The organism is Nocardioides sp. NPDC087217 (genome assembly GCF_044744805.1).
GTDB lineage: Bacteria > Actinomycetota > Actinomycetes > Propionibacteriales > Nocardioidaceae > Nocardioides.
In genome coordinates, this window is sequence record NZ_JBIUZB010000002.1 from 47,158 (window position 1) to 67,072 (window position 19,915).

General features: G+C 65.2%; 17 protein-coding genes. 12 read left to right on the plus strand and 5 right to left on the minus strand.

Features of this window, described 5'->3' with window-relative positions; all coding sequences use genetic code 11:
• Positions 1-37: 37 nt before the first annotated feature.
• On the plus strand, positions 38-1,627 hold the full coding sequence (locus tag ACIO3S_RS07585) for a dihydroxy-acid dehydratase (protein WP_400461174.1): 1,590 nt from the start codon (positions 38-40) through the stop codon (positions 1,625-1,627).
• A gap of 27 nt (positions 1,628-1,654) precedes the next feature.
• Positions 1,655-3,019, plus strand: coding sequence for an MFS transporter (locus ACIO3S_RS07590; RefSeq protein ID WP_400461177.1), 1,365 nt, complete (start codon positions 1,655-1,657; stop codon positions 3,017-3,019).
• Between the two features lie 199 nt (positions 3,020-3,218).
• Here ACIO3S_RS07590 and ACIO3S_RS07595 read toward each other — a convergent pair whose 3' ends face one another.
• The gene (locus ACIO3S_RS07595; protein WP_400461179.1) at positions 3,219-3,704 is read right to left on the minus strand and encodes an Lrp/AsnC family transcriptional regulator; all 486 of its coding nucleotides are present in this window, start codon (positions 3,702-3,704) and stop codon (positions 3,219-3,221) included.
• Positions 3,705-3,737: 33 nt separating this feature from the next.
• On the opposite strand from ACIO3S_RS07595, the gene ACIO3S_RS07600 reads away from it, so the two are divergent.
• The 10 genes from ACIO3S_RS07600 to ACIO3S_RS07645 all read left to right on the plus strand — a co-directional run bounded on the left by ACIO3S_RS07600 (position 3,738) and on the right by ACIO3S_RS07645 (position 13,830).
• Positions 3,738-4,820, plus strand: coding sequence for a Glu/Leu/Phe/Val dehydrogenase dimerization domain-containing protein (locus ACIO3S_RS07600; RefSeq protein ID WP_400461182.1), 1,083 nt, complete (start codon positions 3,738-3,740; stop codon positions 4,818-4,820).
• Positions 4,817-5,257, plus strand: coding sequence for a DUF2000 domain-containing protein (locus tag ACIO3S_RS07605; RefSeq protein WP_400461185.1), 441 nt, complete (start codon positions 4,817-4,819; stop codon positions 5,255-5,257). The genes ACIO3S_RS07600 and ACIO3S_RS07605 overlap by 4 nt, the downstream gene beginning before the upstream one ends.
• 261 nt (positions 5,258-5,518) lie before the next feature.
• Positions 5,519-6,103, plus strand: coding sequence for a QsdR family transcriptional regulator (locus ACIO3S_RS07610; protein WP_400461188.1), 585 nt, complete (start codon positions 5,519-5,521; stop codon positions 6,101-6,103).
• Positions 6,104-6,111: 8 nt separating this feature from the next.
• On the plus strand, positions 6,112-7,167 hold the full coding sequence (locus ACIO3S_RS07615; RefSeq protein ID WP_400461190.1) for an esterase/lipase family protein: 1,056 nt from the start codon (positions 6,112-6,114) through the stop codon (positions 7,165-7,167).
• A gap of 990 nt (positions 7,168-8,157) precedes the next feature.
• Positions 8,158-9,351: an ABC transporter substrate-binding protein gene (locus ACIO3S_RS07620; RefSeq protein WP_400461193.1), complete on the plus strand. Its 1,194-nt coding sequence runs from the start codon at positions 8,158-8,160 to the stop codon at positions 9,349-9,351.
• 14 nt (positions 9,352-9,365) lie between these two features.
• Complete coding sequence (locus tag ACIO3S_RS07625) at positions 9,366-10,235, plus strand: branched-chain amino acid ABC transporter permease (protein WP_400461196.1); 870 nt, start codon at positions 9,366-9,368, stop codon at positions 10,233-10,235.
• 84 nt (positions 10,236-10,319) lie between these two features.
• Positions 10,320-12,275 (plus strand): branched-chain amino acid ABC transporter ATP-binding protein/permease, encoded by a 1,956-nt coding sequence (locus tag ACIO3S_RS07630; RefSeq protein WP_400461199.1) that lies wholly within the window; start codon positions 10,320-10,322, stop codon positions 12,273-12,275.
• A complete protein-coding gene (locus tag ACIO3S_RS07635) occupies positions 12,272-12,991 on the plus strand; it encodes an ABC transporter ATP-binding protein (RefSeq protein WP_400461202.1) in 720 nt (239 codons plus the stop codon). The genes ACIO3S_RS07630 and ACIO3S_RS07635 overlap by 4 nt, the downstream gene beginning before the upstream one ends.
• A gap of 1 nt (position 12,992) precedes the next feature.
• Positions 12,993-13,451, plus strand: a complete 459-nt coding sequence (locus ACIO3S_RS07640; protein ID WP_400461205.1) for a MaoC family dehydratase N-terminal domain-containing protein — start codon at positions 12,993-12,995, stop codon at positions 13,449-13,451.
• A complete protein-coding gene (locus ACIO3S_RS07645) occupies positions 13,444-13,830 on the plus strand; it encodes a MaoC/PaaZ C-terminal domain-containing protein (protein ID WP_400461208.1) in 387 nt (128 codons plus the stop codon). Before ACIO3S_RS07640 ends, ACIO3S_RS07645 begins: the two co-directional genes overlap by 8 nt.
• Positions 13,831-14,572: 742 nt before the next feature.
• Here ACIO3S_RS07645 and ACIO3S_RS07650 read toward each other — a convergent pair.
• The 4 genes from ACIO3S_RS07650 to ACIO3S_RS07665 form a co-directional block, all read right to left on the minus strand.
• A complete protein-coding gene (locus ACIO3S_RS07650) occupies positions 14,573-16,588 on the minus strand; it encodes an acetoacetate--CoA ligase (RefSeq protein WP_400461211.1) in 2,016 nt (671 codons plus the stop codon).
• Positions 16,588-17,532 (minus strand): VOC family protein, encoded by a 945-nt coding sequence (locus ACIO3S_RS07655; RefSeq protein WP_400461214.1) that lies wholly within the window; start codon positions 17,530-17,532, stop codon positions 16,588-16,590. The genes ACIO3S_RS07650 and ACIO3S_RS07655 overlap by 1 nt, the downstream gene beginning before the upstream one ends.
• A gap of 32 nt (positions 17,533-17,564) precedes the next feature.
• Positions 17,565-18,425: a fumarylacetoacetate hydrolase family protein gene (locus ACIO3S_RS07660; protein ID WP_400461217.1), complete on the minus strand. Its 861-nt coding sequence runs from the start codon at positions 18,423-18,425 to the stop codon at positions 17,565-17,567.
• Between the two features lie 114 nt (positions 18,426-18,539).
• A complete protein-coding gene (locus ACIO3S_RS07665) occupies positions 18,540-19,898 on the minus strand; it encodes a hypothetical protein (RefSeq protein ID WP_400461220.1) in 1,359 nt (452 codons plus the stop codon).
• Between the last annotated feature and the right edge of the window lie 17 nt (positions 19,899-19,915).

Genomic DNA, 19,915 nt, shown 5'->3' on the forward strand with positions numbered 1-19,915 from the left:
ATGGGCGGTACGGCGCGCCCAATGGACGGCGATGGGAATGACGCCGGAAGAACAGGCTCGTCCCAAGATCGCGATCGTCAACACATCGTCTCGGCTCTCGGTGTGCTTCGCACACCTCGACGACGTTGCCCGTAGGGTCGCCGAGGCGGTCCACAAGGCTGGCGGGCTCCCGCTGGAGATCCGCACGACCGCACCGAGCGACTTCGTCACTAGCGCCGGGCGCAAGGCCCGCTACTTGATGCCGACCCGCGACCTGATCGTCAACGACGTCGAGGCTGCGGTGGAGGGCGCGGTGCTCGACGGCATGGTGTTGCTCTCCTCGTGCGACAAGACCACGCCTGCCCACTTGATGGCCGCGGCACGGCTCGACCTGCCTGCCGTGGTCGTGGTCGGCGGCTACCAGCGCGGTGGCACCTTCTCGGGTTGCTCGGTGGACATCGACACGGTCTATGAATCGGTGGGCCCCGTCGCCGCCGGAGAAATGAGCGTCGAGGAGCTCGGCGCCTTGGCCGACAGCGCGATCCAGGGCCCCGGAGTCTGCGCGGGACTGGCCACCGCCAACACGATGCACTGCCTCGCCGAGGCGTTGGGTATGACCATGCCCGGGTCTGCGCCCACCCGCGCCAACTCTCCGTCGATGCTGGAGCGGGCCACAGCTGCCGGCGAACGGATCGTCGAGATGGTCGCCGAGCAGCTGACGGCACGCAGGGTGCTCACCCGGGAGGCGATCGAGAACGCGATCGAGGTAGCCCTCGCACTGGGAGGATCGGTCAACTGCATCCGCCACCTCGCCGCGATTGCGGCCGAGGCCGATCTCGACATCGACGTCGTAGCCGCCTTCGAGAGCCAGGGCCGAGACGCCGTGCAGTTGGCGGCCATTCGCCCCAATGGAACTGACCAGGTCTGGGATCTGGACCGGATCGGTGGCGTTCAGACCGTCCTCCGCACCCTGCTGCCTCGGCTTCACGGTGAGGCCCTTACCGTGTCAGGGCGAACCGTCGCCGAGCTCGCGGCCGACGCTCAGCAGGCTGACGGAGAGGTGCTTCACGAGCTGACCGACCCCATCAGGCCCGAGCCCGGGTTGCTGATCCTGCGGGGGGCGCTGGCCCCCGACGGCGCGATCGTCAAGGTCGCAGGCGTGGGGGCGGCTCGCCGCCAGTTCACCGGCCCCGCCTGCGTGTTCGCGGGCGAAGACGCCGCGATCGACGCTCTCGGCCGCGGCGAGATCAAGCCCGGCCAAGTGATCGTGCTGCGGGGTATGGGCCCCCGAGGCGGGCCCGGCACCGTGTTCGCGGCCAGCTTCGTCGCAGCCCTCAACGGCGCCGGGCTCGGCGGGCAGGTCGCGGTGGTCACCGACGGTGAACTTTCCGGTCTCAACCACGGTCTGGTGGTCGGGCAGGTGATGCCGGAGGCCGCAGACGGCGGCCCGCTGGCCGGCGTCGGCGATGGCGACCAGATCCGAATCGACCTCGATGCCCGGTCCCTGGACGTCGAGCCGGTACGCGATGGGGCGCCGGTTCGCGCATCAGACAGCAAGGACGAGGTGGGTTGGCTGGGTCAGTACGCCGCTCTTGTCGGCCCCGTCCAGACCGGTGCGGTGCTGCGCCGTCCCACAGACCGCGGATGAGTCCGCCCCACCAAAGAGGAGAAGTTGATGAGTTCTGATTCCACCTTCAGCGACGCACAGCGGGCACAGGCTCGTAAAGCGGGGATCGCGGCGCTCGTCGGCACCACCCTGGAGTGGTACGACTTCCTGATCTATGGGACCGCGGCCGCGCTGATCCTGAACGAGCTGTTCTTCCCCAGCGTGAGCGCTGCGGCGGGCACTCTGGCCGCATTCGCCACCTATGCGATCGGTTTTCTTGCCAGGCCGTTGGGCGGACTGGTGCTCGGAAACCTGGGAGATCGGATCGGCAGGCGCGCCATGCTGCTCCTCACGATCATCCTCATGGGTGTGGCCACCACCCTGATCGGGCTGCTTCCCACCTACGCCAGTATCGGCGTTTGGGCGCCCGCGATCCTCATCCTCCTACGGCTCCTTCAGGGCTTCGGGGCGGGAGGTGAATATGCGGGGGCCGTGGTGATGTCGGTCGAGCATGGCAACCAGGCCCGGCGCGGGGCAGCTGGGGCCTGGGCGCCGATGGGGTTCGCGCTCGCGACCTTGCTGTCGACCGGCATCTTCCAGCTCGTGGTCCTTCTTCCCGACGACCAATTCCGCGCCTGGGGTTGGAGGGTTCCGTTCCTCCTCGGCTTCGCGCTGCTCTTCGTCGGCTACTTCATCCGCCGACACATCCATGAGACCCCCGCATTCGAGAACGCACGAGAGCTGGAGCGGCAGGGCGCTGTCCAGCCGGCCAAGACGCCGGTGTTCGCGGTGATCCGGGAGAACCCGCGGAGCTTCCTGGTCGTGATCGGTGCCCGATTCGCCGAGAACGGCTTCGCCTACCTGTTCCCCGTGTTCGCAGTGGCATACGCCATCAACGAGGTCGGACTGACACGCCAGACCACCCTGCTTGCGGTCGTTGTCGCATCCGCGGTGCAACTCGCGGCGATTCCGGTCTTCGCGATCCTGTCAGACCGTGTCGGACGCCGGCCCATCTATGCTCTAGGGGCGGCTTTGTCTCTCGTATGGCTGGTTCCGTTCTTCCTCATCTTGGATACCGGAAACACGGTGCTGGTCATGTTCGCCATGGTGGTCGGCCTCGGCATCCTGTACCCCGCCATGCTGGCCCCGCAGGCTGCCTACTTCGCAGAGCTGTTCAGCACCAAGACACGGCTGTCGGGCTTTGCGTTCGCACGGGAGATCGGCTCCGTGCTCGCCGGTGGATTCCTTCCCCTGGTCGCCACCGCTGTTCTTGCGTGGGCGGGCCATTGGTGGGCCGTTGTGGTCTACATGGCCCTGCTCACTGCTCTGACCTTGATAGCGCTCGCTTTCGGGCCTGAGACGCGCAGTACGAGCCTGACGGAAACCAAGCAGGACCCGACTGCGGACGAGGCCGCCGACCTCGAGCTGACATAGCACCTCCCGGCAATCGGAGGCGGTGCGTCGGCGAGCCGAGCGCGTTCGACGCACCGCCGTTTCCGACTCGCATGCATCTTCAGGACCTCGTGCACGCCGTGAAATGGCCACGCGAGGCGATGAACCCAGGAGGCCGCCGCAGGCAGCGTTCGGCAGATGGATTCGCCCCCGAACGTCGCTGGTCATGGCCATCAGCGCGTCATCTGCTGCTTTCGGTGAGGTCCTCGAGAGCTTCCTTGCGCCCGTGCCCGTAGACGATGGAGCTGCGGAACTGAACGACTTCACGGCGGCTGCTGAGATTGTCGACGAGGAAGGAGTGCAGCGCGGCGACGTCACGGACCCCGACATGCAGAAGGAAGTCATCACCCCCGGCGAGCACGAAGACCGCCATCACTTCCGGCATCGCCAGCGCGTCACTGTGGAACTGGTCGATGAGATCACGGCTCAGTGGTCGCACCTGGGTGAACACCATCGCCTCGACGGACCGGCCGAGAGCGCCGAGGTCTACCGCCGTGTGGAAGCCCGTGATCACACCTCGCGACTCGAGCCGACGTACGCGCTCGGAACATGTTGAGGGCGCGGCGCCTGCAATGGCGGCCAGTTCGCGCATCGGGATCCTGGCGTCTCGCTGGAGCGCTTCCAGTATCCGGCGATCGGTCCGATCAAGGTTCGGAGTTTGGCTCATTTTCCGATCATATAGCCGACTGTAACCGCACGAGTGATTGAACCGTCCAGACTTCTACCCGTGAGCAGATCAGATCTTCAATCCACACGTTTCGACCATGAAGCGCTGCGCGTCGAGCGCGGTCATCGTTCTGATGTCGCCATCGCCGTCGCCGTTCATTCAACGCAGGCAGGCCCTGCGATCGGCGGATGCCGGATCAAGCCCTACCCCAGCTGGCGCGATGGGATCACCGACGCGACACGCTTGGCTGCCGCGATGACCGAGAAGTGCTTGCTGGCGGGGCTCCCGCACGGTGGTGGGAAGGCCGTCGTAATGGATCCAGGGACTCTCCACGACGCTGATGTACGTCACCTGGTCCTGGAGGACCTCGCCGACGTCATCACCGGACTCGGCGGGACCTACATTACCGGTCCAGACATCGGCTCGACCCCAGAGGACATGGATGCCATCCACCAGCTGACTGGCGGCCTCTCCTTCTGCCGCCCCGAGGCCAGCGGTGGCAGCGGAAACTCAAGTAGCGCGACGGCTCAGGGAGTGATCGCCGCCCTGGCCGCCGGCGCGGAGCACGTCTTCTCGACGAGCTCACTGTCCGGGCTTCGGGTCGGGATCATCGGCTATGGCAGCGTCGGCAGTCTGATCGCTGAGTCGCTGGCGTCACGTGGATGCACGGTGACCGTGGCTGAGGCGAATCAGCAGCGCCGCGACGATGTCGAAGCCGCCGGCCTGGCCTGGGCGCGGGGCGACCTTCTCGAAGAGGACCTCGACATCCTCGTGCCGGCCGCGGTCGGTGGCTTGTTGTCTCCAGAGAGCGCCCGCGCATGTCGAGCTCGGCTGATCGTCGGTCCCGCCAACAACCAGCTCACTGACGAAGGTGTCGCCTCGATCCTGTGTGAGAACGGCACCACCTGGGTGCCTGATGTCGTCGCGAGTGCGGGCGGCATCGTTCACGCGGTTTGCCGGGAGGAGATGGGTCTGGACGAGCAGGAGACCGCCAGTCGCGTCGCCGCGATCGGCGCCACCACGGCGGAGATCCTTGCGGAGTCACGCGACCTGGCGATCACTCCGCAGGCTACGGCCCGCAACATCGCCGCGCGTCGACAGAAGGAACTGGTATGAGCAGCCCCGCTGTCCCGACTGTCCAACGCGTCGTACTCGTCGTCCGTGAGGACCTGCCAGTTGGGCAGGCCGTCAATGCGGGCACGGTGCTAGGGGCGAGCGTCGGGTCTCTCCTCGATCTCCCTTTGGGTGCGGATGGCGCTGATGCTTCCGGAACCAACTATGGCGGCATCGTCACCACGCCCGTACCGGTGCTGGCGGCCGACGAGAAGGAACTCACGCGGCTGTTTCGTGCGGCGAACACCGACGAACGCCTGGTGGCGCTCTCGCTCACGGAGACCGCCCGTCGGGCCCGCACCTATGAGGCGTACCTGACGAGTCTGGCTGATACGGACGAAGCCGATCTCGACATCGCCGCCCTCGTCGTCGCGGGGCCGCGAAACCGCGTCACGCGGGCAACGAAGCATCTACCACTCTTCGGAGCCGACTCTGCCTGAAGACTGACCGACCTGGGACGTCTACGTCGGGCTTCGGCCGGTCCTGCCTGTCGCGTTCATCCTCGACGGCTGAGCACGAAGGACTCTGGCTGGATATGCAACATTCTCCGAATCATTGCATATCTGCATTGAATATGGATATGTTGCAAGTCCACGCTCTGAAAGGAACCTGCGATGTCGGCCCCGGGCGAACGTTCTCGCACAACGAGATTGTCGCGGAGCCTGCATGGCCCCAAGGCGGCGGACAGGACCGGGCCGCTGATGGCGTTCGACATCTCCAGGAAGGCCTTCCTGGCCGGAGAGCGTGTGGACATGCAGGGCCTGGCATCGACGCTCGGAGTGGACAGGGCCACGCTCTTTCGCTGGGTCGGGAACCGCGACCAGTTGCTGGGAGAGGTGATCTGGTCGGTCGCGGAGCCGACGCTGCGCCGAGCGTTCGACGCCGCCGAAGGGGAGGGGGCGGAGAGGGTTTCGATTGCCATCGCGGGGTTCGTCGTGGCGGTCACCGAGGCCGAGTTCTTCGGTGTCTACCTCAGACGTGAACGCGAACGCGCCCTGCGACTCCTGACCACGCAGGCGAGCAGCTTCCAACACAGGCTGATCGATGCCTTCGAGGAACTCCTGGTCAAGGAGAACGTAGCTTCGGGGGCAACGTCCCTCTTACCGGTGCGCGACCTCGCCTACGTGATCGCGCGTATCTGCGAGTCGTTCATCTACTCCGACCAGATCACTGGCGAACCCCCGAATCCCGACAAGGCGGCGCTGGCCATCGCGGCTCTTCTGGGAGTCGTTCAGAAGAAGCACTCCAGGGCGAACCACGACACCGACAAAGAGGTCAGATCATGAGGTCGAACATGCGTCAGGCACGGGTCAAGGCAACCATGATGGCCGTCGTCATCACGATGGCAACGCTGTCGCTCGGCGCCAGCCCCGCCGGAGCCGATCCCACGGCTTTCGTCGATTCCGATACCGAGTCGGCCGGCTATGCTCCCGTCGACCGCCCAGGCCCAGCCCTCGAGGTGCCCGCCGCGAAGCTCGCCGCCAGCGTCGAATGCACTGCTAGCGCCACCCGCGCGACCAGGGAAGTGGCCCTGTTCGTGCCCGGAACCACATTGACTCCAGACGAGTTCGCTTGGAATTGGTTCAATGCACTGGACGACCTCGGGTTCCCCTACTGTGCCGTCACCCTGCCCGACAACGCCATGACCGACGCCCAGGTCTCGGCCGAGTACGTCGTCTACGCGATCCGTCACGTGAACAGGATCAGCGGCCGCAAGGTCGACATCCTCGGACACAGTCAAGGCGGCACCGAGCCTCGCTTCGCGTTGCGCTTCTGGCCAGACCTACGGCAGATGGTCGATGAGTACATCGCCTTCGGCGCGACCAACCATGGGAGCCCCCTGATCCACGCCTTGTGCCCACCGGCTCTGGGCTGTGCCCCCGCCTTGCATCAGCAGCTCCCCAACTCGAGCTACATCAAGGCGATGAACTCCCGCCAGGAGACCTTCCCCGGAATCTCCTACACAAACATCTACACCCGCACGGACGAGTTCGTGCAGCCGAACTTGGATGACACCGGCACCTCCAGCCTCCAGGGCGGCGGGGGGCGGATCACCAACGTTGCGATCCAGGACGTCTGCCCGACGGACCTTGCGGGCGAGCACATCGCCATCGGCACCTACGACCCGGTGGCCTATGCGTTGGCCCTTGACGCGCTCACACATGACGGGCCGGCGAATCCGGTCCGCATCGCCCCCTCGACCTGCAGCAGGACGTTCATGCCAGGGGTCAATCCGGTCACCTTCGCCACGAACTTGGCCGCTCTTGACGCGACGATCGCCCGGGAACTTGCGCTCCACCCCAGGGTGCAACGAGAGCCGGCGGCGAAGCCGTACGTCTTCGCGGACTAGGTCTCCGCGCCTAGGTCGCCCGACGCCCACCGGATGAACTAGACGATGATGGTCACGCGCCGTACGCCTAACACTGCAGCGTCCCTGACTGGTCAGCGACGCCGCGCAAACTGATGGCTGCTGGACTGATCGGTGGCCTGGTTTCGGTCACATCGGGGACCGTGTTGGCGACAAACCAGCCTTGGTTACTTTGTCTGGCACTCGTCTCTGCTGCCACCTTTCTGATCAGTTGTATGCAGACCATCGAGACGGGGTCGGTGGCCGCCATCGCAGTTGCACCCATCGTGGGTGCCGACCTTGGGGCGGCCATACTTGCGGACCGGCTGCCGCTTCGATCGCGGAGATGTTCGCACCATGTGTGCGCGTTACTCGGGTGCGTCGATCATTTTTAAGATCGCGGCGATTCTGGTCACTGGCGGAACGCCTTCGTCATGACCGCACTCCTTGCCGGGTACAGGATCCGCGACTGGGTCTCGGTTTCGTCATGGTCATGGTGCTGGTGACCCTGATATGTGCGTGCCTCATGTCCGAAACGGCATCGGTCAGGGAGTCTAGGACGCGATCACGACCCGATCTTGTGAAGGCGTGACCGGTTCCTGTGAGCTGCCGGACGCAGGGTCGGAAGACTCCGTGGGAGGACGGAGACAGCGCGGAGATCCGCGTCATCGGCGTGCACCGCTTCGGTACTGCGTGTTGCCAGCCTCGCCGGCAAGCGCCACCACCACGGGCAGACCACGTAGTCCACGGCGGGAGACAGGGAGACGACACCGCCCGCGATGAGCATCATCCATCCGAAGCATCCCGGCCGTCGTCGCCAGAGCCTTCGTTCGACCGATGGTTCCGCCATACCGCGAGGGCACTGGGTCTCGGAACAGGGGGATATTGACAAGCATGAATCATGATTATAGTATTTCGACACCGTGATGTGACTGACGTCACGGAATACGGAGATACGGCGCACGGCGCGTCGCCCGTCGGAAGGAGTTCCTGATGCACCCACGATGGATGGCGCCGGCTCTGGCCGCCTTGCTCTTCGCGAGCGCTTGTGGCGCGGAGTCGACATCGGCTTCAGGCAGTGGTGATGCGACGATCGGCGTGATCGGTCCCCGGACCGGTCCGGCCCCCCAGTTCTATGAGGACACCAAGCGCGGGATCGAGTTGGCCACCCCGGTCATCGAGAAGCGGTACGGCCTCAAGCTCAACTTCATCTACGAGGACGACGCGGGATCACCCGAAGGCGCTTCGCGTGCTGTGCAGAAGTTGCTGAACGAGGACGATGTCGACGCGATCTTCGGTCCTCCGACGTCTGCGCCGGCGCTGCAGATCGCTGATGTCATCGCTCGATCCAAGCGGCCCTACTTCCTAGTGTCGGCGGGAAACCCAGCACTCGTCCCGACGGCCGGCGAGAAGAACTACGCGTTCAGGACGCAGTGGTCAGGCGCAGTGCTGAACGACGTCAACAGCCAGGTGGTGTTCTCGGAGATCGACGGGAAGGACCCGGTGGTCGGCATCGCTTACGCGGCTGACGCGTTCGGGCAGGCGGCGGTGGAGCAGTACGAAGAGCTCGGAAAGAAGCATGGTGTCGAGGTGGTGGGCGAGTCGATGCAGTCCGGCGCCACCGACTTCACAGCGGGGGCCAAGAGATTGCGAGACGCCGGCGTCAACTCGATGTTCTTCAACTTCACCTCGGGGTCAGATATCGCGACCGTCACGCGAGACATGAAGGTCGTCGGGTTCGACCCGGTGCGCAAGACGACGACGAGCAACGTTCTTGCGAACTATCGGGAGCTGTCCGAGCCTGACGAGTGGGAAGGCCTGAAGTTTGTTGAGCGAGAAGACCTGAACAGCCCCGCCTTTCGGAGGATCCTCGACGACTACCGAGCAGCCTATGGCGAAGAACCCCAGCTGCCCACGGTTGTCTTCAATGTGTACTCGGCACTGGACGCGTATGGACAAGGCCTCAAGGTAGGTGGCTCTGATCGCGAAGCAGTGCGTGACGCGATTGAAGCAGTCCCGAGCGTCGAAGTCGAGGGACTGAAGTATCAGAAGCCCTTCGCGCCCAACGACGGAGAGTTCTACGACGACGACATCGCCAAGTGGCACGTGTTGGGATTCGATGACACGGCGAAGGGCAACATCGTGACGGACGGCACGGTCGCTCAGTGCATCGAACGCGGTTGTTGAGGGGCTGAGATCACATGGAGATCGTTGTCGCGGGACTGGCGGCAGGCGGCCTTTTTGCGCTCGTCGCACAGGGCTTCGTCCTGACCTTCCTGACCACCAACACGTTGAACTTCGCGCTGGGCGAGTTCATGGTCCTGGCAGCGTTCCTTGCGCTGGGAGTCAGTCAATGGGGCTGGCTCCCAGATGCAGCGAAGATCGTAATCGTCGTAGGCGTCGTCGGCCTGCTGGGTGCACTCACATATCGGCTGATCGTTCTGCCATTCACCACCGGTGGGCACAACGACTCACGGTGGATCCTCTCGACAGTGGGCATTTCGTTCATCATCATCAACCTGACCACCAACGGCGAGGGTGTGATGCGCCAACCGCTCGCCTTGGGCGAGACGGATGGGTTCGTCGAGCTCTTCGGAGCCCGAGTCCTCGCACAACAGGGTCTCATTGCGTTGACGGCGGTCCTGGTTACGATCTTCTTGGTCGTGCTGACTCGATCGAGCGGGTTGGGCGTCCGTATGCGAGCCGTGTCGCAGGACGCTGAAGCGGCCTCGCTCATGGGCGTGTCGCCTGGTCGCGTCGGGATGATCGCCTACGCCCTCGGGATGTCCGTGGCGGCTCTCGCCGGCGTTCTCTGGGCGGCAGAGGTGGGCGTCTCTCCGCAGTTAGGCGAACCATTGCTTGTCGGCGCGTTCGCCGCGGGCATCATCGGCGGCCTCAAAACGCTATGGGGTCCTTTGGTCGGCGGAGGGATCTACGGCGTGGTCACGACGGCGGTCGGAGAGTCCATCGGCGTGATGTGGGGCGAGGTGTCCGGTCTCCTGGTTGTCCTGGCTGTCCTGATGTTCCGCCCTGAAGGGCTGCTGGAGCGGAGAGTAGCCGTCAAACTCTGACGCCGCGCTATGGCCCATGAACATACACACGATTCGGCCAGCCGCCGGGCATGGAGGAACACGATGATGCAACCCTCAACAACGGTGACCAGTATCCAGGAGCGCTGGTCACGGATCTCGCCGCAACTTCGAGACGCGCTGTTCCTCGCGCTTCTCGTCCTGATCTGCTTCGTCGCGATAGCGCCGGGCCTCGATGGCGACGGGACGGCGATTGCTCACATGCAACTCATCGGCCTGATCGCCGGTATAACCGTTGCGGCCGTCGGCCTCAACCTCGTGTCAGGATTCGCCCGCCTCATCTCACTCGGACAGGGCGCGATGTATGCCATGGGTGCCTACGTTTTCGGTTACCTCTCGCTCAAGGGAGGTCTGCCGGTTCTCGTAGCGATTCCTATCTGCCTGCTCGTGTGCGCACTCCTCGGGGTATTCCTCGCGCTTGGAGCTGCGCGCCTGCGGGGTCCTCAGTTCACGATGGTAACGCTGGTGCTCGCCGTGCTCGTACACAAGGTCCTCGTGGAGTGGCCTGTGCTCGGCGCGGCATCGGGTTATCCGAACGTGCTGCAACACGAGACCGGTCTCTTGCCAGATGCGACCGTCCTCGGGTTCACCTTCCTACCGCCGCTGTACGGGGGCCAGTTCGCGTCTGTGCTCGTGTTGGTGCTTCTGCTGACGGTGGTGGCGCTGGTGCTGTACCGAAACTTGAGCCGCTCGGCATGGGGCCGCTCCCTGAGGGCCGTCGGCGAGAGCGACATGCTCGCGTCGCACCTCGGCGTTCACGTGTTCCGGCGGAAGGTCGCGGCGTTCGCCATCTCAAGTGCGCTCGGAGGCTTGGGCGGCATCTTCTATGCGCTGTTGTTCGCGCATCTGCAGCCGGAGTCGTTCGACGTGTTCTTCTCCATCACGATATTGCTTGCCGTCATCCTCGGGGGCAGCGGAACGGTCATGGGGCCGGCTGTCGGAGCCGTGATCGTCGTCTGGCTGGAGCGTTCGGAGGCGCTTGAGGGCATCACGAGGCTGCAGCGCGACTACCTCAGCGAACAGTGGTACCTGTCCACCCCCGGGATCATCGGGCTCATCCTTGTCATCGCGCTCTTCGTCCTTCCCCGCGGAATCGTCGGAACCGCGTCGGCTTTCGTGGCAAAGCGCACGCGGCGCGATTCTCGCGGTGTTCCATCTGGGTCGCTCGACGCCTCTTCGAGCGTAGGCTTGGCGACCGGCACATCCGCGCGTGCTCAAGCGACCATTGTGCTTGACGTGGTTGGTGTGACGAAGCGATTCGGCGGACTGCTGGCCGTCGACCACGTCGACCTGCGGCTGCAGGAAGGACGCATCCATGGCCTGATCGGGCCGAACGGAGCCGGTAAGTCATCATTGGCCAACCTCATCAGTGGGGCGTACCGCCCAGACGACGGCGTGGTACGACTCGGTGGGGTGGACATCTCGGGGCTGCGTCCGGACCAAGTGGTCCGCCAAGGACTCGCGCGAACGTTCCAGACGCCGCAGCTGTTCAGCGGGGCCACGGCTCTCGAGAACGTCAAAGCTGGCTTCGCCGATACCGGGCAGCTCTCCTGGTGGACGGCCGCACTGAAGCCGCGCAGGCAATATCGCCGGGAGGCCGACCTGGAACAGATGGCACTTGCGCTCCTGCGACGTGTAGGCCTCCTCGAGGAGGCGCAAGTGTCAGCTGGCAGCTTGGCTTACGGAAAGGCGCGGGCGCTCGAGATCGCGCGTGCGCTCGCCAACGAGCCAAAGGTCCTCATAATGGACGAGCCGGCCGCAGGCCTCAACTCCACGGAAGTCATCGAACTCGGCCGCCTGCTGACGGAACTACGCTCCAACGGTCTGAGCATGATCCTGGTGGAGCACCACATGGACCTGATCTCCGCCGTCACCGACGAAGTCACGTGTATGGCGCAAGGATCTGTCATCGCCCATGGAACGCCATCCGAGGTCCTCTCCGATAGCACCGTCATGGACGTCTACCTCGGCGAGCATAGCCAATCCCGCGATCACGTAGCTACCGAAGGAGGGCAACGATGAGTCTTGTTGTCGACAATGTCAGCTCCGGCTATGAGAGAGCGACGGTGATCGCATCGATCGGCCTGAAGTTGGAACCCGGCCGCATCTCGGCGGTGGTCGGATCGAACGGCGCCGGGAAGTCGACGTTGGCGCGAACCATCTGCGGTCTTCTCGCCACGCGGTCCGGGAGCATCACGCTCGAAGACAGATCAGTCCAGAAGTTGCCGGCGGCGCAGAGAGCGCGCGCAGGAATCATCATGGTTCCTGAGGGCCGGAGACTCTTCGGCGGGCTGACTGTCGCCGAGAACGTCCGCCTGGGCGCTTTCGCTGCTCGGGGCCGCCGTAAGGCGTCGATGCGACAAGTAGAAACACTTCTTGATGCTTTCCCAGTGTTGAGAGAGCGATGGAGTCAGCGTGCCGGCCAGCTCTCCGGCGGAGAGCAGCAGATGGTCGCTCTGACCCGAGCAGTGGCGTCAGCGCCCAAATATCTACTTCTCGATGAGCCATCGCTCGGACTCAGCCCGAAGCTCACCCAGGAGGTATTCCGGCTGATCCAGCTGATCGCAGCAGAAACAGGTGCCGGTGTGCTGCTCATCGAGCAGATGGCTGACGACGCGTTGAGCTTGGCGCAGGACGGCCACGTGCTTGAACAGGGTCGCATCACCGCAAGCGGACCGGCCGGCGAGCTGCGCAGCTCGCAAGGCGTGCGGGCTGCCTACCTCGGAACGATCCATTGACATGGACGTTGACCTCACAACGTTCATCGGTCGAGAGCTCGAAGCCTTCGACCGCCACATCACGAGGGATGCCATCGGCAGATTCGCCTCCGCTATCGGCGAGACGAACCCGATTTACCACGACGTCGAACCTGCTCGGGCGATGGGGATGAGGGATGTTCCGATTCCGCCTACGTTCTTGATCACCTTGGAGGTCGACCATCGAGACACCCTTCGCTTCATACGCGAACTGGGCCTCGACGCCGCGACGGTCCTCCATGGGGAGCAGGCGTTCTACTTTCGCTCGGCGATCTATGCGGGTGACCGCGTTCGAGTCCAGCGGAGAATCACTGGCGCTGGGGTCAAGAACAAGACCTTGGGGTACTTACTCACATCGAACCTGTTCCTCAGGGAGGGCGAACTCATTGCCACCTCGGAGTGCACCTGGCTGGTGGGAACAGAAGGGCGAGCTCATGTTTGACATTACCACCGTGCCAGCGGCCGCTTTCGGGCCCGTTACCCGAGCGATGCTGGCCGACTATGCCGCAGCATCTGGGGACAACAATCCGTTGCACCTGAGCGATACGGCGGCCCAACAGGCTGGATTCCACGAGGTCATTGCGCAGGGCATGCTGTCTATGGCTTTCGTCGGTAGATGGGTGACGTCGTGGTGCCCGCTCCATGCGGTCCAGTCGATCAGCTCGCGCTTCACCGCGCCCACCCCACTCGGCTCGCATCTGCGGTGCGAAGGGCGTATCCGATCCGTCGAGAACGACTCGTTGACGGTTGATTACACAGTGACGCTCGAGGGAAGCAACGTGATCACGTTGAAAGGCGCCGTCGTGGTCAAGGCGGACTAACCCGACTGGACCAGGCCGTGCAGCAGCCCCAGCGACGTTTCGTGAGGGGTTCGTGCGGACCTAGGTTACTGTCGCAGTCCCATATGCGCATCAGAACGTCTGAAGCTTCTGCGCCGCAGCCTGTCAGCGCGTCGGCCCCGGGGAGAAAATCGTGATCGAGCACGGTGGTGAGTTTGACGCCGAGAAACAGGGCGACGTCGTCGGACTACTCGAGGTCGAGTTCTTCATGCCACCAAGTGGAAGCGCGGTGACGAATGTTGCGGTAGGTGACGAACTTCGGCCAGGCGTTGTCGGCGTCCGCTTGGCATGTCGTTCAACCGGCAGGACCTCGCGGTCGACATACTCACCTCGACGCGGATACCTCGAGGTCCTCGAATGGCCCACCCTGCCCTCCGCAGACCTCGTCCACACCCTCAGATCGACCGCAGCCCCACCCAGCGCCTGACTCAGATCGGCGACCTCTGCGTCAAGCGGCTGCTCCCCGCATTGAGGGACCCGACCCGACCGGCCCGCGGCCAATGCGGTCTTACCCGCTTCGAGGAAGTCGGCCTTCCACGGTTCGATGGACTGCTCGGACGCCTTCTCCTTACGCGCGGCCCCAGCGATCGACATCTCGCCAGCAAGCACGCTCACCACGATCCAAGCCTTCCGCTCGGTTGGGATCACAGCTGGTTCACTTACGGTTCAGGTACTCCTTCAGACTGACTTCAACTGTCCTGCCAGAAATCTGGGGCGCGACATATCAGACCGGCGGAGCAGAGCCTGGACGTTCATGCCCGCCTGCGTACTTTGTGAACTGCGCCAGCGCGTCGAAGTTGTCCACGGCATCCCTGCTTGCGACGGTGTCCAAGGCATGTCCTTGGATCAGTCGTTTGGCGGGCACTTCGAGTCGCTTGCCGGTGCGGGTGTGAGGCAGGGTGTCGAGGGTGATGATGTCGTCGGGTACGTGCCGGGGCGAGGCGGACGTGGCGATGGCTTGCTTGATGTAGTTGGTCAGCTCGTCATCGAGCGTGGAGTCGTCGGCGAGGACAACAAACAGGACGAGCCAATATCTCCCGCCTCCTAGTTCGGCGCCGACTACCAGCGAGTCGGCGATCTGCGGGAGCGTGTCCAAGGCGTCGTAGATGTCGGCGCTGCCGAGGCGGACGCCGTGGCGGTTGAGCGTGGAGTCGGAGCGCCCCGAGACGATGACGCTGCCGCGCTCGGTGACCTGGAGCCAGTCGCCGTGGCGCCATACGCCGGGGTAGGCGGCGAAGTAGGCGTCCCGGTACCGCTCGCCGTCGGGGTCGTTCCAGAAGTAGAGCGGCATGGAGGGCATCGGTTTGGTGACGACGAGCTCGCCCACCTCGCCAACCACAGGCTGACCGGTCTCGTTCCAGGCTTCCAGAGCGACACCGAGGTTGGGGGCTGAGATCTCTCCAGCCCATATCGAGGTGGTCGGCGCACTACCGGCAAACCCGCTGACCACGTCCGTACCGCCGGTGGTGGAGGCCAGCTGGATCGACGACCCGACCGCGTCGTGCACCCACTGGTAGGCGGGTGCCGACAACGGGGCTCCGGTGGCGCCGATCGTGTGTAGCGAACCGAGGTCGAGATTGCGGCCGGGCTGGATGCCGGCCTTGGAACTGGCGAGCAGGTAGCCGGGGCTGACACCTAGCATGGCGACCCGCTCGTCGGCGGCGATCTGCCACAGCCGTGCCGGGTCGGGGTAGCTCGGGCTGCCGTCGTACAAGACGATCGGTGCGCCCACCAGCAAGCCCGAGGCGACGATGTTCCACATCATCCAGTTGGTCGTGGTGTACCAGAACAGCGGTTTGTCGGGGCCGACGTCGAGGTGCAGGGCGAGCATCTTGAGGTGCTCGAGGAGCACGCCGCCGTGGCCATGCACGATGCCCTTGGGCAAGCCTGTGGTGCCGGACGAGAACAGGACCCATAGTGGAGCGTCGAACGCGACTCGCTCGAAACGCAGCTCCGCCGACCGTGCGGTGGCCTGCTGCCAGGTGGCGTGCGTGCCACCGGAATCAGCCTCGATGTCGATGGGCAGCCCGAGAACAGGTACGTGGACCGTGGCGCGCAAGGTGGGCAGAGCTCGCTGCAGCGCGGTGACTTCGCTGCGCCGGTCGAGGGACCGTCCGTTCCAGGAGTAGCCGTCCGCAGCGAACAGGACGACCGGCTCGAGCTGTGCGAAACGCGCGGCTGCCCCATGCGCCGAGTAGTCCTGGGCGCAGGCCGACCACACGGCGCCGATGCTCGCGGTGGCGAGGAAGGCGACGAGCGTCGGGGTGGTGTTGGGCAGATAGCCGACGACCCGGTCTCCGGGTCGGACGCCGGCCTCGCGCAACCACCCCGACACCGCGGCGACCTGGGCGCGAAGCTGTCCGCGGGTGGACCGCGTGGTGGTCCCGTCCTCGGCCACTGCGGTCACCGCTATGGCGTCGTCGTCCCCGTGCCGGAGGGCGTGCTCGGCGTAGTTGAGCTGCGTTTCGGGGAACCAGCGTGCGCCGGGCATCGAGGAGTCGGCGAGCACAGTGGTCGGGTGGCCGTCGGCCAGGATCTCGAAGTAGTCCCAGACGATGGCCCAGAACTTCTCGAGGTGGTCGACCGACCAGGCCCACAGATCGAGATAGCTGTCGAACGTGGTCCCCGTGCGCTCGGTGACGTATCGGCCGAACCGGGTGATGGCCGCATCGGCCACCACCTGCGGATCTGGGTTCCAGATCGGGGCGGGGCCGACCACGGTGTCGTCCTCAGTGCCCATCAGCCGGGCTGGTGGGCGCCGGTCATGAGCTCGGCAAGGTCGTCGGGGGCGAGGAAGGATGGCGGTGGGGGAGGGCCCCAGTTGAAGAGGCCACGGGTGCCTTCCCAGACTCCTGGTGTCCACAGCGCGTCGTCGACGATGCAGTCGAGGTCGGAGTAGTACTCGGAGAAGTTGCCGGCCGGGTCCTTGAGGTACCAGAAGAAGTTCGAGCCGACGTGGTGGCGGCCCAGGCCCCAGACGTGCCGGTCCGGGTCCTTCTCGAGCATCGAGGTGGCGCCGCGGCCCACCTCGTCGACGTCGTCGACCTGCCACGAGGTGTGATGCAGGAAGGCCACCGGGGCTTGCTGGACGAGCACGTTGTGGTGGTCGGTGGAGCAGCGCATGAACGCGGCCAGCCCGGGGACCGTGTCGCTGACCTTGAACCCGATGCCCCGCTGGAAGAACTTCTGGGAGAACTCCTGATCCGTCGAACCGAGCACGACGTGGCCGAGCTTGCGCGGCCGTACGACGCCTTCCCGCTCGACACCCGGAGCGCGAGACTCGGTGCGCGCGTTGACGCCGGGGGAGTTGTAGGCCGGCGCGGGCGTCGGTTCCTGGTCGTAGCGGTCGGCGACTTCGACGAGGACGATGACTCCGGTGCCAGGGTCCATCGCGCGGATGCCGCGCTCGGTGCGCTCGACCGGGACCTCGAGGTCGGTCAGGGAGGCGGCCACACGGTCGAGATCGTCGGGATCGTCCGCCCCGACCCCCAGCTGCAAGAGGCGCCGCCGTTCGTTGTGGACTACCTGCAGCTGTTCTCCGCCGTCGACGGTCGAGAAGGTGTGACCAGCGTTCGGCGTCGCGTCGAGGTTGTCGGGGGCCAGCCCGAAGTCGGTGTAGTACGCGGCCGTCTCGTCGGGGTTGGGAACGCCCATGACGATCTTGGTGAGGCGGTGCAGGGCCATGACAGTGCTCCTCGTAGGCGGGATCGGTGTAATCAAGCGGAGGGCGCGGCAACGAAGCGCTGTCGCAGCTCGCCGATGCCGGTGACGTACGAGACGAGCTCATCTCCCGGGCGGAGGAACCGGGGCGGCTTTCGCCCAGCGCCGACGCCGGCCGGGGTCCCGGTGAACAGCACGTCGCCGGGCATCAGCGGCAGCCTGGCCGAGACCTTGGCGATCATGGATGACACCGAGAAGATCAGGTCGCTCGTACGGCCCTTCTGCACGGTCTCGCCGTTGATGGCGCAGCCGATCTCGAGGTCGTCCGGGTTGGCGAACTCATCGTGGGTGACCAGCCACGGCCCCATCGGGCCGAAGCCAGGTAGAGACTTGCCCAGGCTGAACTGCGGCGACGGGCCGGCGGCCTGGGTGATCCGCTCGGAGAGGTCCTGGCCGACAGTCAGCCCGGCCACGTGGTCCCACGCCTTGTCTTCCTCAATCCGCCAGGCCCGCTTGCCCAGAACGACGACCAGCTCGACCTCCCAATCGGTGTTGCCGCCGTCGGGCAGCTCGACTGTGGTGACCGGCCCGGTCAGGCACGAGGCCCACTTGGTGAACAGCACGGTCGGGGCGTCAGGCACGGCGAATCCGGACTCGGCGGCGTGGTCGGCGTAGTTCAAGCCGATGGCAAGCAACTGTCCAGGCGCCGGCGCCGGTGCGCCCAGGTTCTCAACGGCGAACGGCACAGCCGCCGACAGGTCGACGCTCTCCGCCCAGGCGGTGAACTCCGCCCACCGGCCGTAGATCGCCTGGACACCCGGCCCGAACCGCCCACCGCTTGCCCGCTCGACATCGATTGCCCGGGTGCCCTCCGGGGCGACCAGGACCAGACGGCCCAAGAGGTTGGCGATGCGCACGAGTTGCTCCTTGAATTGGATCGCGGTGAACGGTTGAGTCGAAGCCTGCCCGACCGGTCCGCACTCGCCGAGGCCTGTGACGAACTCCGCATGGCCGAAAGGCGAACCTGACGCCTAGATCTGTGTCGTGCGGACGCGCACCCGTACGGTGGTCTCCTTGTGCGTCTCGACCCGGAGTTTGTGACCGATCGACGCCTCGTCGCCCCACGCGAGAGTGAGGATGGTGCCGTCGGTCGCCTTGGCCTCGTCGATCATGGCGAGGGACGTGACATGACGCTGGTTGACCGTATAGACGGGGTCCATCCCGAATCCAACGATGTCCGTGCCGGACAGCACCTTGTCGTAGTGGATGATCGAGAACCAGGCAGAGGGCAGGCCGAGGAACTTCGCCCGCTCGGGTCCGCCGGTCAGGCTGCTGGCCACCACCCGAGCGACGTCCGCGTCGTCCCACTCCAGCCACACCTTGCGGCGCCGCGGCCCTTCGGCGATCCGCTCCAGCGCCTCACGGCCGATGAAGTCGTGGTCGAACTTCACGACCCGTCCGTAGCCGAGGTCGTACGGGCTGACGTAGTAGTCCTCGACGTTCTCCGAGTAGAAGCTGCCGCCGAGAGACGCCTGCCCCTCGAACCCCATCGCCGGCAGCCACTCGCGATAGGCCTTCATGTCGTCGCCGCTGTAGACCGCGGGGAGGGGCAGCGCGATCCAGCCCGACTCGTTGGAGGTCGTCGGGTACGAGCGCGAGCCGCCGATCCGCATGTCGAACTGCTCGCCCGCGTCGACGAGGGCGGCGTACACCTTGTCGTGGCTGGCCCAGGGGCCGGTCATCTCCAGGCCGGTGTGCTCCTGGCCGGGTGTCCCGATCATCGTGTGGTTGAGCGCTCGAATCGGCGTACCGGCGATCGTGAACTCACCGATGTGGAAGAACCCGATCTCCGGGAGCGGTGAGTCCGCTGCAGCCGCCACCACATCGAGGGCGCGCGGACCTTGGATCTGCAGCCGAAAGAGCAATCGGTCGCCCGGGTTCCACATGCTCGCCTCGTCGCGGGTGACCGTTACGTCATAGTCGCCGATCTCGCTGCGGTACTGCACCCAGTTGGCAGCAGCGGGCCCCCCGACGAGCGAATACTCGTCATCGGCAAACGCGAACAGGATCGCGTCAGCGATCACCTTCCCCTGGGGGTTCACCGCGACGAACTGCTTGGCCTTGTTCTTCCCGAAGGTACGGAAGGAGTTGACGCCGGTGTCGGAGAACAGGCGCTTGACGTCCGGCCCCTTGAAGTAGACGTCGCTCATGTGGAACGACTGGTCGAACAGGACAGCGCTGGTTCGCCACGACTCCTGCTCGTCGCGCCAGTTCGTGTACTCCTCCTCCGGAATCGGAAAGCGGTAGGGGCCGCCCGGAAGCTGGCGGAGCATCTTCGCCGGGTTGCCGCCGGACTGCTGAATCATCTGCTCGAGACTTTGCTGCGTCACGATGCCTCCTTCGTACC

Bases quoted from the DNA above. Each gene is read 5' to 3' on its own strand.
- ACIO3S_RS07650 (WP_400461211.1), bottom strand. From the start codon at position 16,588: ATGGGCACTGAGGACGACACCGTGGTCGGCCCCGCCCCGATCTGGAAC.
- ACIO3S_RS07635 (WP_400461202.1), top strand. From the start codon at position 12,272: ATGAGTCTTGTTGTCGACAATGTCAGCTCCGGCTATGAGAGAGCGACG.
- ACIO3S_RS07645 (WP_400461208.1), top strand. From the start codon at position 13,444: ATGTTTGACATTACCACCGTGCCAGCGGCCGCTTTCGGGCCCGTTACC.
- ACIO3S_RS07655 (WP_400461214.1), bottom strand. From the start codon at position 17,532: ATGGCCCTGCACCGCCTCACCAAGATCGTCATGGGCGTTCCCAACCCC.
- ACIO3S_RS07640 (WP_400461205.1), top strand. From the start codon at position 12,993: ATGGACGTTGACCTCACAACGTTCATCGGTCGAGAGCTCGAAGCCTTC.
- ACIO3S_RS07615 (WP_400461190.1), top strand. From the start codon at position 6,112: ATGCGTCAGGCACGGGTCAAGGCAACCATGATGGCCGTCGTCATCACG.
- ACIO3S_RS07610 (WP_400461188.1), top strand. From the start codon at position 5,519: ATGGCGTTCGACATCTCCAGGAAGGCCTTCCTGGCCGGAGAGCGTGTG.
- ACIO3S_RS07585 (WP_400461174.1), top strand. From the start codon at position 38: ATGACGCCGGAAGAACAGGCTCGTCCCAAGATCGCGATCGTCAACACA.
- ACIO3S_RS07620 (WP_400461193.1), top strand. From the start codon at position 8,158: ATGCACCCACGATGGATGGCGCCGGCTCTGGCCGCCTTGCTCTTCGCG.
- ACIO3S_RS07590 (WP_400461177.1), top strand. From the start codon at position 1,655: ATGAGTTCTGATTCCACCTTCAGCGACGCACAGCGGGCACAGGCTCGT.
- ACIO3S_RS07595 (WP_400461179.1), bottom strand. From the start codon at position 3,704: ATGAGCCAAACTCCGAACCTTGATCGGACCGATCGCCGGATACTGGAA.
- ACIO3S_RS07625 (WP_400461196.1), top strand. From the start codon at position 9,366: ATGGAGATCGTTGTCGCGGGACTGGCGGCAGGCGGCCTTTTTGCGCTC.
- ACIO3S_RS07605 (WP_400461185.1), top strand. From the start codon at position 4,817: ATGAGCAGCCCCGCTGTCCCGACTGTCCAACGCGTCGTACTCGTCGTC.